The sequence below is a fragment of the Metabacillus endolithicus genome, from assembly GCF_023078335.1.
Lineage (GTDB): Bacteria > Bacillota > Bacilli > Bacillales > Bacillaceae > Metabacillus > Metabacillus endolithicus.
The window spans coordinates 4,787,321-4,800,825 of record NZ_CP095550.1 but is presented as its reverse complement, the minus strand read 5'-3'; the positions used below and the strand labels follow the sequence as shown (position 1 = coordinate 4,800,825).

Here is a 13,505-nt window from a genome sequence, read left to right as displayed (position 1 = left end):
TATAATTTAATACTAATAATTACATTTTATTAACAGCCATGAAAAAAGCTATATCTTGAAGAAACTCTATGAGACTAGTCAATTATCAAATAGGTTGACTAAACGCCTTCATAAATATGATTAAGTAGAATGTTTTTTAATTGTTCTGAGATAGACTCTGATTTTTGTTTATCTTTATTAAAATTCACATAAACAGCTGTACCTTTTGCACAGATTCTCCCATTTTGATGTATTTCTTCATACAATTCTAAGCTGCTATTTCCTATTTTTTTAATCCATGTATAGACCTCAACATTTTGGCCAAAGTATATTTGATGAACAAAGTCAACATTCATATTGAGAATAATCATTTTCCAATTTTCAAATGTGTTATCAGGAGTGAATAACTTGAATAATTGATTTCTCCCAGCCTCAAACCATATAGGAATGGTGGTGTTATTTATATGACCTACCCCATCTGTTTCAGAAACCCTTGGCTCTATAATTGTTTTGAACACTCAAAGTCGACCTCCAACTACGTGATTATTATCATAACTTTTAAACGAGTGAACCTTAAAAAATCAAAAACTACCAAAGATTACTCAGTAAGCTGACCGGTAAATTTCCTCTATTTCTTGTTTTGAGAACACCCTTGGATTATTTTTTAGAAGGCGTTCAATTTTACTTGCGTCTTCTGCCATATCGATTATCGCTGATTCTGGTATTTGAAATGAACGTAACCCCTTTGGAATATTTACAGCACGACATAAATAATCCATTGCAAAAACAGCCTTATCCGCTGCTTCACGATCAGTTAAGTCCTGAACATTTTCACCTAAAGCAACTGCAATTTCTCGAAAACGGTCCAAGCAACTTATTTTATTCCACTCCATAACATATGGTAGTAATAGCGCGTTACTAACTCCATGCGGAATATGGAAACGTCCTCCAAGTGGATATGCAAGGGCATGAACTGCTCCAACTCCTGCATTTCCAAATGCCATACCCGCCATAAGGCTAGCTATTGCCATTTGTTCCCTCGCCTGTATATTAGCAGGATTTGCATAAGCTTTCGGTAGATTTGTTGAAATTAACTTGATCGCATGAATAGCTAAAGCATCAGTAATCGGGGAAGCGTTTACAGAAATATACGCCTCTATTGCGTGTACAAGTGCATCAATGCCACTTGCAGCTGTAACTGACTTTGGCATCGTAATCGTCATTTCCGGAGCAACAATTGCAACATCTGGTAAAATGAAATCACTGACAATTCCTTTCTTTAACTGCTCTTCTTTATCAGATAAAATAGATATATTTGTTACCTCAGATCCAGTTCCTGCTGTTGTAGGAATAGCAATAATCGGAAATCCCTTCTCCGGGATTAAATCTGTTCCGAATATGCTTTTTAGATGATCATCAATCTTTGCATAGGCCGAAACAGCTTTTGCAATATCTATTGCACTTCCACCACCTACGGCGATTAATCCGTCATGCTTTCCTTCTAAAAACATTCGTTTACACTCTTCAACTATTGCAATTTCTGGTTCAGGTTGAACACCTGAATATACATCATGAGGGAGATTCTTTAAAATTACCTTTATTTGATTAATTACCCCAACTGATTCTAGCACCTTATCTGTTACAATTAATGGATTTTCTATGTGTAATCGTACTACCTCATCCATTAACTTTTCTGTCGCACCATTTCCAGTAATTAACTTGTTTGCAATCCTAAAGATTGAAATATTCATTTTTCTCCCCATCCCCTTCTTTAATCTAACCTTTTAAATATAATGCCAATCAAGTTCTATAATAGATTGATTGGCATGATAATACCCCTTGTTTTTCATTAGTGTGAACTTAACCCAAAATAACTCTTTCTTTTGGATAATGATAATTCGTTTCAACATCTCCTTTATTAATTAGAAAGATAAATGATAGAATACCAATTCGTCCGATAAACATTAGTAGTGTGATCACAATCTTTCCAATTGAACTTAGGTCAGCTGTAATGCCCATTGATAACCCCGTTGTACCAAATGCTGAACATACTTCAAAGAGTATTTCTATAAGAGAAAAAGATTCTGTCCTTGTTAGAATGACCGTAGCTAAAAAGCAGAGAAAAACAGCAATAACCGTAACAACTAACGATTTTCTCACATCATCCTCATGAAGCTCACGTTTAAAGATACGAACATTTTTATATCCCCTTGCAAAAGCAAATAAAAACAACAAATTAATCGCAAATGTTGTTGTCCTTACACCTCCTCCAACAGAGCTTGGTGATGCCCCTATAAACATTAAAACGCATAAGATAATCAATGTAGGTTCTGAGAAATCACTAACATCCATCGTAGCCAAACCACCATTACGGGTCGAAGAAGATTGGAAGAATGCGTAAAAGAAAGATTCATGCCATGATTTATCTTGAAAAAAATGATTCACTTCAAGTGCTAAAATTGCTATTGTACCAAGTATCATGAGAGCAAAGAACGTAATTGTCGTTAATTTTGTATATAATGTAAAGCGAAATCTCCTATTATTCTGTTTTTTATGTAAGATATAGTCCTTGCACTCAATTAACACCGGAAACCCAATTGCCCCTAGTGTTAAAAGGATAATGTTAATCGTTTGAACAAAATAATCATGAGCAAATGGAATAAGTGATTCTCCCGTTATATCAAATCCTGCATTAGTCGTAGCACTCACCGATGCAAATAACCCTTGTAGATATGCTTCTTGCCAAGTAGGGAAATATGAGAGGAAATAGGTTCCTAAAATAATAGTACCAATTGCTTCTATAATCAAAATAATAACCAATATCTGCCTCATCAGCTTCACTAAACCTGATAAATGTGATTGGTTTTGATCAGTCATAATTAATTGTCTTTCTTTAAGACCAATTTTTTTTCCTAAGACTAGCCAAACAAATGTACCTAATGTCATAATCCCTATTCCCCCAAATTGGAGGATAAATAAAAGAATAAAAATACCAGTAACACTAAATGTATCAGGTGTTGAGACAACTGTGAGTCCTGTTACACTAACAGCACTTACTGCAGTAAAAACAACATCTAAAAAAGACCAACTAACATTCGGTTTAAGCGCAACTGGTAAACTTAATAAGCATACAGAAATAATAACAGTCATAACATAAAATGAAACGATTAATTGTGATGGTTTTAAAGAATTTATTCTTGGTTTAATCAAAGTGAAACTCCCTTTAAATAATATCTTGTTTCTTTATTATAAAAGGTATTGTTTAAAACTTCCATCTTCTCAAAAAAATAGTTAGTTTTGTTTACTTTTATAGTTGTTAATATTTTTATAAAGTTACAACCTTTAGTTTACATAATAATATTATCTTTATGTTTTAACTTAACCTAAACGGGGTAGAATGATATGACATATAATTTCCTAGAATTCCCTTAAGATTTTTTGAAAAAAATTGCTCACAATCCATAAAATTTATTTTGAAAATATGTTATGCTTTCGATATTACTTTTTAGAAGGGAAATACGAAATATGCTTTTACAGGCTTTACTTATTTTTGTTTTACAACTTATTTATGTTCCTGTTCTAACGATCAGAACAATTTTACTCGTGAAAAATCAAACGAAATCAGCTGCAGGTGTTGGATTATTAGAGGGAATTATTTATATTGTTAGCTTAATCTTTGTTTTTCAAGACCTATCAAATATATACAATATAGTCGCTTACGTTGTTGGATTTAGCGTCGGATTGCTTCTTGGAGGAGCATTAGAACGAAAACTGGCAATTGGATATATTACGTATCAAGCTAATATATTGGATAAAAATATGGAATTAGTGAATGCATTAAGAACAGCGGGATTCGGTGTTACAGTCTTTGAAGGAGAAGGTATTAACACAGCTCGTTTCCGCCTAGATATTGTAGCAAAACGCTCGAGAGAAAAAGAATTACTTCATATCATCGATCAACATGAGCCTAAAGCATTTTTAATGTCATATGAAATCCGATCATTTAAAGGCGGTTTTCTTACAAAATCAATGAAAAAAAGAGCAGTTACATTCTTTAAAAAGAAACATGCTCAAGAAGAAAAATAAAAATTAACAATGGCAAGAGAGTGATATTCATTAATCTTCTCTTGCTTTTTTATTTGACTAAAATGACTCAACAAATCATCTTTTAATTTTCAGATTATGGGCATATGTCTTTTGCATCTGCCAAAACCCAACATATCATTATAAATGATAAAACACTATTGTATTCATATTGGAAAGGAATGTAAAATTGGTGGATCTTAAGTTAAGAATACTAGCAAGAACAATATTAAGGTATAACCCTAGAAATATTATTAACAAAAAATTGAGGCATCTATATAAATAGGGTGATCTCACATCACCCTTCTCTCCAACTTATGAATGTACATTTTTTTACAAGTATACTAATCAATGCCCCTATTATCGAGCTTCTTACAACATCAAATGGATAATGTGCGCCTACCCAGATACGTGAGATTGCAGTAAGAGATGACATAGCCAACATGATTTTCCCAATTCCTCTATCATACATGTAAACCATGGTAGAAACAGCAAAAGATAATAAACTATGTTTACTTAAATAGGTTGTATCAAGTTTTGAGGCAAGTAATACATTAGCATCACGTGTGACAAAAGGTCTTGGCCTAAATTTAATCTTATTAATCAACGCCTTAGCACTACTACTAATAACCAGTGAAAGTACAGTTTGATATGTTAGCTTCTTTCCTGAACGACTCCCAATCATTATCATTAAAAGAACACTAGCAAACAAATAACGAAACTTTGTTGATGCAAACACCATGACTTGGTCTATTGTTTGGTTTTTACCTGCTAAGGAATTAATCCATCCAAAGAGCTTCTGATCCATTTTAATGTCTCCCTTATATTCTACCAAGAATGCCAAATTTGTAACTAAAATATAGTATCCTCTTTTTAAAAAAGAGTATGTAAGATCCCTTTGTTTTTTAATAATTATTGTTAATATAAAAGCCAATTTTATTGTACATAATAGGATTGACTAACTCTGAAGGGAGGTACGTACTATGACAAATCGCAATGATAACCGTGAGCGTCAAAATAAATATCCTAATAATAAAAATAAAGATACTGAGTTTTCTAAAGATATTAACATTAGAAGTGAACAAACAAAAAAGGATCTTCAAAAATAAAAAGAGTGGCTGTCATCTCTTGTACAAGGGACAGCCACTCCTTTTTATCTTTGCCTATTTCTTCTTCCATCTTTAGAAGCAGATTTTGACACTCTTTTATTCCGTTCTTTTGCTGGTTGATTGGAATCAGAGTTTCTTCGGGAATTTTTTTCTCCCACTATTAAATGGACGACTTTCTTTTCTTATTTGTTCTTTTCTTTCTTTATCATAATCTTCTCGATCAGGAACACTAATCCCTCTAATAACCTGTTTTTCCATAGATTGATGAATACCTTTTTCGATCATCCGTAAAAAATCCATGTCTTTTGGTGCCACAAGCGTATAGGCAATACCTACTCCACCTGCCCTACCTGTTCGACCAATTCGGTGAATATAGCTTTCTACATCGTGAGGAATATCATAGTTAAAAACATGTGTCACACCTTCCACATCAAGGCCTCGTGCTGCAACATCAGTTGCGACAAGGAACTGAATTTTAGCCTCTCTAAAACGTTTCATCGCCTTTTCCCGCTTAGCTTGAGTTAGATCGCCGTGTAATTCACCGGATTCATAGCCATTAGCAATTAATGCTTCTTGCAGCTTTTTAGCTCGAATTTTTGTACGGCAAAAAATAATCGCTAAAAAAGGACGCTGCTCTTGCAACAGATGCAACAAGGTGGCTTGCTTTCTTCTGTCAGTTGTTTCAATCACAATTTGTTTTATTTTATCAACTGTCAGATTTTTTGCTTTAACTTGTATATTCTCCGGATCTATCAAATATTTTTTAGCTAATGACCGAATTTCATCCGGCATTGTTGCAGAGAATAACATCGTTTGTCGAGTGGAAAGTGTTTCAAAAATAATATCTTCTACTTCAGGCAAAAAGCCCATATGTAACATTTGATCTGCTTCATCTAAAACTAGCATTGTAACCGTTGATAAATCAATTGTTTTACGGCGAATATGGTCAAGCAATCTTCCTGGTGTTGCTACAACAATATGCTGTGCCCCTCTAAGCTTTTTCAGTTGATGTTCAACATCTTGTCCACCATAAACAGCAAGCACATTTACACCTTCCAAATTTTCAAGCATCTTCTTTATTTCTTTTGATATTTGTTGTGCCAATTCTCTTGTTGGAGTTAAAATAAGTGCTTGAATCTCAGATTGACTCACATCAATTTTTTCTAAAATGGGAAGAACAAATGCAAGTGTTTTCCCTGTACCGGTTTGAGCCTGTGCAATCACATCTCTTCCCTCTAATATTTTTGGAATTGTTTGTTCCTGAATAGGTGTTGGGTTCATTAGTCCTAAAGATTTTAATGTATGATTCACTTCTTTTCGAATACCTAATTTTAAAAATTCAGTCAACATAATCACGTCTCTTTTCTTTTCATCTTATCAAAAATAGCTTTCTAACTATATCATACTCATTATCTTTTTTCATTTGGTTTTGAATTATGTTATTTCCACTGAATTTTACACTTATTTTTGAAATGACAAAGTTATAAACTTTTTTTCATATATCTTCTTTCCTAACATACCCTTTACAGTAGTCTTTTTAACAAAGGGAGGAATGTGAAAAGTGACAAATAACAACAATGAAAGAAATGATGGATTGATTAAAGGAATTTCAAAGGAAGCTAATGAATTTGTTCATCATACTGTGGACACATCTGGAAAAATTGTTAAGTCGATTTCAGGTGAGGGCGGTCTTGTCGGAAAGACTGTTGATTCTTCAGGTAAAATAGTCAAAAAAATCTCAGATACAGGAAACAATGTTATCGGTAATACCGTTGATACATCTTCTAAAGTATTCAAAAATGTTTCGGAAAAAGCTTTCAAGAAAAAAAGTAATATAATACTTAACCCACAATCCACTATCATACCTTCCCTCTTTTAACTATCATCTTGTTAAAATAATATTAGAGCCTTCCGTCAGAAAGGCTCTAATTTCTACTTACTTCACTTTATTTTGTGATAATGATTTCCTTAATAAAAACTTTTGAATTTTCCCACTTGCATTCCGTGGTAATTCAGAAACAAACACATATCTTTTTGGTCGTTTATAGGGAGCAAGTTTATTTGAGCTTTTTAAAAATTGATCAAGTTGTTCAGCTGTTACTGTTTCATTCTTTTTGACCATAACTGCAATTACTCTTTCTCCCCATAACTCATCAGGTTCTCCTAAAACAGCAACATCCAAAATCCCCTCATGTTCATACAAAGCGTCCTCCACTTCACGGGGATATACATTTTCGCCACCACTTATGATCATGTCATCAACTCGGTCAGCCACAAATAAATAACCATCTTCATCTAAATACCCAAGGTCTCCGGAATGATACCACCCTTTATACATTGCCTTTTCTGTTTCTTCCTCTTTGTTAAAATATCCTATCATCATACATGGACCTTTTACGATAATTTCACCGACCTCACCTACTGGAAGGATGTTATCTGGATCTGATGGGCCTTCTTCACTTGGTTTTACAATTCGTATTTCATGATTAAAACAAGCCCTACCAGCCGAGCCAGCTTTAGATAATTGCTCATCTCTATCTAAGAACGCAATTGCTGGTCCCATCTCTGTCATGCCATATGCTTGAACAAGTTCAATTCCTAAACTTTGTTTACAAGCCTTTACTAAAGCTGGGGCCATTGGTGCTGCACCATATAATCCAACCTCGAGTGAAGATAATTTATATTGTCCAATATCTTCTTGAAGAAGCATATTCCACATTGTAGGAGCTGCAAACAGCATTGTAACCCCTTCTGCTTCAATTGTTTTTAAGACTCTTTTTGCATCAAAATGATGGATAATAACGTTTGTTGCACCAGCATGTACACGGGGTAAAAAGCTGCAATGAAGCTCTGCACAATGAAACATTGGAGCTGTAACAAGACCCACATCTTTAGAAGTAATGGATAGTGCATTTATACAAATTAAACTTTGTTCTATCATATCACGATGTCGATGCATAACACCTTTTGGGCGTCCTGTCGTTCCACTGGTATACATAATGGCATACGTATCATTTTCTTCAACAAAGATGTCTGGATGATTTGATGGAGAATTTTTTATGATGTTTTGAAAAGAAGAAGCATAACTAGGAACAGATTCATCAATATGAATAAAAGATATAGAGGGAAATCGTTTGTGAATTTTCGTGACGGATTCTTCAAGAGCTTGTTCAAATAATACAACCTTTGGAGCTGCATCTAAAAGGATGTATGAAACCTCCTCTGCTTTTAACCTAAAATTAATTGGATTAATAATGGCACCAATCTTTGCAGCAGCAAAATAAACTGTACCTAATTCATAGCTGTTAAACAAATAAGTAGAAATTCGATCTCCTTTTCGTACCCCTAAAGATAACAGAGCATTAGCAAGTTTATTTACTTCTTCATTCCACTGTTCAAATGTAAAACGAATATTTCGTGAGCAATCCACAATTGCTTCTTTATTAGGAAACTTTGAAACAGTTTGTTCAAAAAGCTTTCCAATTGTTAGATACATATACTACATCCCTCCACTTCATATAAGTAAACGCTTTCAACCAAACCCGTATATATGTATTTCTTTTTTTATTTAAATATTCCTTTCCCAATGTGAGATTTTATTAACGATTTTCTTTGTTAGTTAAGTTTTCCTATAGAAAATGAAAAGGAATATGATCATTATCTCTTTATCTATCCTATAATTGAAAAAAGTACTGTTAGAATATAAATTCTAAACAGTACCTTTTTTTCTTAATTCACTATGTGTTCTTTAATAGGTAAATTTAGTTCTTTTATTCCATCAATTACTAAAGATGCTACAATATAAGCACCTCGTTCCTGTAAATGTGTGTTATCTTTTTTTCCCTCAGGGAAATGTGGGTTTTTATTTGGAGGGAGCCATAAAAAGAGTTCTTTCGTTTTGTTAGCTCCGAGTTTACTAAAAAGCCGATTACTTTTTGATGTTAAGTCAATTAATGGTACATTTTCTTCCTTAGCTAATTGTTTCATTGCTTTTGGGTAATCACCATGTGTATGAACTATATGTCCATTTGTTGAAAATTCCCTACGCTCAACCGGAGTTATTAGTACTGGGAAAGCACCTTTTGACCTTGCGGCTATAATATATTTTTTTAAGTATTTCTTATAAGTTGTAAATGGTTCAGTGTATCGATTTGGATCATTTACTTTTTCATCGTTATGTCCGAATTGAATAAAGAGATAATCACCTTGTTGTATGTGGCTAACGATTTTTGTTAATCTTCCCTCATTGTAAAAACTCTTAGAGCTTCTTTTAGATACTGCTTCGTTATGAATCATAACCTTCTCATTAAACATTTCATCTAAAACCTGGCCCCACCCCATTCTAGGTGACAAACTCTTTTTATATGTTGAAACAGTTGAATCTCCTACAAGATAAATGTGAATTTTTTCTTCATCATCCAAGTTCATAGTTGCAAATGTTTCATGGCCCTTGATAATACTTATGACAATAAAAAATAGGCTTAAACCTACTATCGAAAATGTTATGTAAAACCTAATGATTCTCACCCTTTCTTTAGGTCCTTTTATTATTAATTTTCCTAAAATCATTCTAAATATTAAGTTAAAGAAGAACCTTTTAATAAATTTTACTAAAAGGATTGACATTCTTACATTACGTTATTATTATTAATAATGATAATAATACTTTTTTTAAAAAAAACAACCATTATCATTTTTAATAATAAAAGGAGTGTTTTGAATGATTAGTAATTTAACAATTATATCTATGTTCTTTCCTGTAATATTTTCCTTTATTCTTTTTGTAGGACTCATTCTTTTTTTCAGAAACAAAATTGGAATCTCTGTAAAACCTATCATTATTGGTGGAGTTGGATTTTTTGTCATAACACAAGTATTAGAAAAGCTCCTTCATCTTGTTGTCATTACTTCATTTCCAAATTATGCAGATCACCCATGGCTCTTTGGTCTATACGGTGGAATGGCTGCAGGTGTTTTCGAAGAGCTTGGAAGGTTTCTTTTGTTTACATGGATATTAAAGAAATATAGATCATATAAAGATGGTGTTTCGTTTGGTATAGGCTGGGGAGGAATAGAAGCAGTTATTCTTAATTTATTGACAGTTGTTCCTTTAATTATTTTTGCTTTTATGATGAATGCTGGAACATTTGAAGCAACAATCGGAAGTCAAATGAATAGTCACCAAATGGAACTATTACGTAACAGTGTATTGGACCATAGTGTGTTAGATTCTTTTTATATCATAATAGAACGTTTGTTTGTGGTATTCTTACAAATTGCCCTTTCTATACTCGTTTTGTACGCCGTCTTAAAAAAGAAATTTTCATATGTTGTGCTTGCCATATTCATACATGCCGCAGTAGATTTCCCAGCTGTCTTTTACCAAACAGGTCATTTAACTCAATTATGGATTATTGAAGCATATTTAGCTGTTATTGCTTTTCTTTCATTTATTTTTATAAAAAAGGCAAAGCACTGGTTTTAAGAATATCTATATATTTATAAAAAAGTCCTCAATAAATGAGGACTTCAGACTGTAGACAAATTTTAAAAACTGGGATTGTCAAGCTCTCAAGAATCAAGTTAGCGCTTTTTTATCACATTTTAAACTTCCTAATTAACAGTTCTAGCTTTTCAGCTTGTTCTTCAATTCCATCTGCTTGAGAGGAAATATGATCCATTGAAGTTGTTGTTTCAACTGCTGAAGCTGATGTTTGTTCAATTCCGGCAGCAGCTTCCTCTGAAATTGAAGCAATATGTTCAATGGCATGATTGATTTCACTACTGCTTTCTTTTATTTCATTTAGATTTAGAGTAATGGCTTGAATTTTGTTAACCATATCGTTAACAGACGCATTGATCTGTTCAAATTTATCTCCGGTTTCTTTAATTTGATTTGTTCCTTCAACTACTTGTTCATATCCGGTCATTAGGGATGTAACAACTTTACTCGACTCTGATTGAATGTTATTGGTTATAGTGGTAATACCAGAAATGGACTGCGATACTTGCTGTGATAATTTTCGAACTTCATCAGCTACAACTGCAAATCCTTTCCCGCTCTCCCCTGCTCTTGCTGCTTCGATTGCAGCGTTTAATGCCAATAGGTTAGTCTGGTTGGCTATCTCTTGAATCACGTTTATCAAATTAGAAATCTCATTTGTTTGTCTATCTAATCCTTCAACTTTTTGTACAGAATCGTTAACAATCTTATTAATCATGTTCATTTGATCTATAGATTCAATCATTAGCTCATAACCTTTATTAGTTAGACTCTTCACGTGTACTGTAGATTCTTTAATAAGATCTCCATCAACATTGGCCTCATAGATCCGTTGTGAAAGAGCTTCAATTTGTTGAGATAAGCTTGTAGTTGATGTTGCTTGTGACTCTGACCCACTTGAAAGCTCTTGCATTGTTAAAGCAACTTGCTGACTTGCCAAATTAACCTCATCACAGGAATCCTTCATTATTGTTGACTGCTTTTTAACAGCAGAAGATACAGCTAATATGTTTTCAATCATAGTCCTAAGTTTTAATTGAGTATCAAGAACGGAATTGATTAGCTTTCCAAATTCATCATTTCGTTCTTTTCTAGTAATTTCATTTGTAAGATTTCCATTTGATATCTCATCCATAATCATATTTACTTGCTGTAATGGTCTGGAAAACCCTCTGCTCATCAATAAAGCAATGATAATAACAATTACAGAAGTTCCGACACTAATAAGAAGTAGATACATAAGAATTTGATTTTGAACTTTATTTAATATAGCTACGTCCTGCCTTAAATTTATAATGCCAATTACTTCTGTTTTCGTAGGATCATATAAAGGCATGTACAAATCAACGGACTGTTTATTTTCTTTTGATATTTCTCTTCCAGCAGTAACTTGTTTTATAACTGAATTATCCTGGAACGTTGTCCCTATTGCATTTCTATTTGAGCCTACTAATATTTCTCCTTCTACATTCATAATCGTTAGCTGCACACCTTTTACTGACTCGGTAATTGATTCAATAACCTGACTATCCAAGCCCAGTTTGCAATGTCCCTATAATCTGATTGTTATGTACAATAGGAACAAACGCACGGACGGCTAAGCCACTACTACCAAATTCAAAACCCGTTGAAGTCTTTCCTTCTAATCCTTCTTGAATAGCCGTTTTATCGCTTTTATCATCACCAAACTTTTCAGGATTATGACCTCTATAAAAAACTGTACCATCTACACTTCCTAATTCAAATACGTCAACTAAATGCTCATCTTGTATTCTCTTATAGATTGGAGCAACAACTTCTGCTAAACTTTCACGGTCTCCTGAATAATAAGCTTCAATTAATTCTTGATTATTTGCATAAAGTGTTGTTAATTTTAATAACTCTTCTGAGACGTTTTGTAACTGATTGGATATAGATTCCTTTGTTGAAACTTGATTGTTATTCATAATAGTTGAAAAAGCATGATTTGTTATAAAATAAAGTAATGAACTCATTATTAATAATGGTATTATTGAAACCAGGATTAATGTAACGGACAGCTTTGATTTTATTGTTTTAAAGGTAAACTTATTTTTCATTAAAACACTCCTCTGCTATTACAAAGATGTTATTTGATTTTTTAATTTCTTATTTGTATTTATACAGTTCACTTCTGTTATATCGTCAGGTTTTAAAAGATATTAATACAAATTTGAATTAAAATAATTAATAAACTACCTATAAATTTGGTTGACATTTCCTGAATTTTTCTTTAATATTAATTTGTAAACGCTTTCAATTTTTGAGGTGATATGTATGTGTGAAGCAATAAAAGATACTTTTACAACTAAAGCGGAAATTATTTCTGCTCTTTTGAATCAAAATGTTTTTAAAATGCCTGATGGAAGACAGTTTTATGAGGCGTCTGAAAAAGAATTAGAGCATATCCTCTATTCCAAAACCACTGAGGACCATTACTGTTAATAAGATATGTTTATACATTAAAAAGACCTTAGCCAATCAAGGTCTTTTGTTTTTTTGAATACAGCTTCTTTTTTATACAAATGATAAAAGAAAAACTCGGCTTTATAATGGCAATGCCGAATCATATTTCGATATTATTTTGTGGAGAAAGGAGCTCTAACATATGAAGGAAGATAAAGAAAGCTCTTGTATTGAAGAAGGCGACTATGTTAATCATATGTTAATTGAACAAATTACACGTATTTGTGTACAAGAAGAAGAAGAACGTATAAAAGATGAAATAGCAAAAAATCACGAGAAACAATAATTTTTTTCCTATCCAATACGTAAAAACACGTTCATCTTGTTTTGATGAACGTGTTTAAGAT

15 protein-coding genes are annotated in these 13,505 nt (G+C 32.8%); 6 read left to right on the top strand and 9 right to left on the bottom strand.

The genetic code is table 11. From position 1 onward, the window contains the following. Positions 1-98 precede the first annotated feature (98 nt). The 3 genes from MVE64_RS24325 to MVE64_RS24315 form a co-directional block, all read right to left on the bottom strand. Positions 99-497, bottom strand: a complete 399-nt coding sequence (locus tag MVE64_RS24325) for an acyl-CoA thioesterase (RefSeq protein WP_247341902.1) — start codon at positions 495-497, stop codon at positions 99-101. 84 nt (positions 498-581) lie between these two features. Beyond that, entirely contained in the window at positions 582-1,730 is a 1,149-nt protein-coding gene (locus MVE64_RS24320; protein ID WP_247341900.1) for an iron-containing alcohol dehydrogenase, read from the bottom strand. Positions 1,731-1,839: 109 nt separating this feature from the next. After that, positions 1,840-3,129 (bottom strand): TrkH family potassium uptake protein, encoded by a 1,290-nt coding sequence (locus tag MVE64_RS24315; RefSeq protein WP_247347235.1) that lies wholly within the window; start codon positions 3,127-3,129, stop codon positions 1,840-1,842. 375 nt (positions 3,130-3,504) lie between these two features. Between MVE64_RS24315 and MVE64_RS24310 the strand changes: the two genes are divergently transcribed. Next, complete coding sequence (locus MVE64_RS24310) at positions 3,505-4,065, top strand: DUF2179 domain-containing protein (protein WP_121661537.1); 561 nt, start codon at positions 3,505-3,507, stop codon at positions 4,063-4,065. Positions 4,066-4,360: 295 nt separating this feature from the next. On the opposite strand, the gene MVE64_RS24305 is transcribed toward MVE64_RS24310, so the two are convergent. Then, positions 4,361-4,870, bottom strand: a complete 510-nt coding sequence (locus MVE64_RS24305; RefSeq protein WP_247341898.1) for a phosphatase PAP2 family protein — start codon at positions 4,868-4,870, stop codon at positions 4,361-4,363. 175 nt (positions 4,871-5,045) lie between these two features. On the opposite strand from MVE64_RS24305, the gene MVE64_RS27610 reads away from it, so the two are divergent. Beyond that, positions 5,046-5,171 (top strand): hypothetical protein, encoded by a 126-nt coding sequence (locus MVE64_RS27610; protein WP_255301697.1) that lies wholly within the window; start codon positions 5,046-5,048, stop codon positions 5,169-5,171. A 126-nt stretch (positions 5,172-5,297) separates the two neighbouring features. Here MVE64_RS27610 and MVE64_RS24300 read toward each other — a convergent pair whose 3' ends face one another. Next, on the bottom strand, positions 5,298-6,521 hold the full coding sequence (locus MVE64_RS24300; protein ID WP_247341896.1) for a DEAD/DEAH box helicase: 1,224 nt from the start codon (positions 6,519-6,521) through the stop codon (positions 5,298-5,300). Positions 6,522-6,732: 211 nt separating this feature from the next. Between MVE64_RS24300 and MVE64_RS24295 the strand changes: the two genes are divergently transcribed. After that, on the top strand, positions 6,733-7,050 hold the full coding sequence (locus tag MVE64_RS24295) for a hypothetical protein (RefSeq protein WP_247341894.1): 318 nt from the start codon (positions 6,733-6,735) through the stop codon (positions 7,048-7,050). Positions 7,051-7,107: 57 nt separating this feature from the next. Here MVE64_RS24295 and MVE64_RS24290 read toward each other — a convergent pair whose 3' ends face one another. Together MVE64_RS24290 and MVE64_RS24285 are read right to left on the bottom strand one after the other, a co-directional pair. After that, on the bottom strand, positions 7,108-8,667 hold the full coding sequence (locus MVE64_RS24290) for a fatty acid--CoA ligase (RefSeq protein ID WP_247341892.1): 1,560 nt from the start codon (positions 8,665-8,667) through the stop codon (positions 7,108-7,110). Positions 8,668-8,900: 233 nt separating this feature from the next. Then, positions 8,901-9,698, bottom strand: a complete 798-nt coding sequence (locus MVE64_RS24285) for a rhamnogalacturonan acetylesterase (protein ID WP_247341889.1) — start codon at positions 9,696-9,698, stop codon at positions 8,901-8,903. A 193-nt stretch (positions 9,699-9,891) separates the two neighbouring features. Here MVE64_RS24285 and MVE64_RS24280 point away from each other — a divergent pair, with 193 nt between their 5' ends. Continuing rightward, positions 9,892-10,656 (top strand): YhfC family intramembrane metalloprotease, encoded by a 765-nt coding sequence (locus tag MVE64_RS24280; RefSeq protein WP_247341886.1) that lies wholly within the window; start codon positions 9,892-9,894, stop codon positions 10,654-10,656. 112 nt (positions 10,657-10,768) lie between these two features. Here MVE64_RS24280 and MVE64_RS24275 read toward each other — a convergent pair whose 3' ends face one another. Both MVE64_RS24275 and MVE64_RS24270 read right to left on the bottom strand, forming a co-directional pair. Further along, positions 10,769-12,208, bottom strand: a complete 1,440-nt coding sequence (locus MVE64_RS24275) for a methyl-accepting chemotaxis protein (RefSeq protein WP_247341884.1) — start codon at positions 12,206-12,208, stop codon at positions 10,769-10,771. After that, entirely contained in the window at positions 12,201-12,752 is a 552-nt protein-coding gene (locus MVE64_RS24270; protein WP_247341881.1) for a cache domain-containing protein, read from the bottom strand. The genes MVE64_RS24275 and MVE64_RS24270 overlap by 8 nt, the downstream gene beginning before the upstream one ends. 217 nt (positions 12,753-12,969) lie before the next feature. On the opposite strand from MVE64_RS24270, the gene MVE64_RS24265 reads away from it, so the two are divergent. Beyond that, a complete protein-coding gene (locus tag MVE64_RS24265) occupies positions 12,970-13,137 on the top strand; it encodes a Fur-regulated basic protein FbpA (protein ID WP_247341878.1) in 168 nt (55 codons plus the stop codon). A gap of 163 nt (positions 13,138-13,300) precedes the next feature. Next, positions 13,301-13,444 carry a hypothetical protein gene (locus MVE64_RS24260; RefSeq protein ID WP_247341876.1) on the top strand — a complete coding sequence of 48 codons (144 nt, stop codon included), beginning with the start codon at positions 13,301-13,303 and terminating at the stop codon, positions 13,442-13,444. Positions 13,445-13,505: the final 61 nt, after the last annotated feature.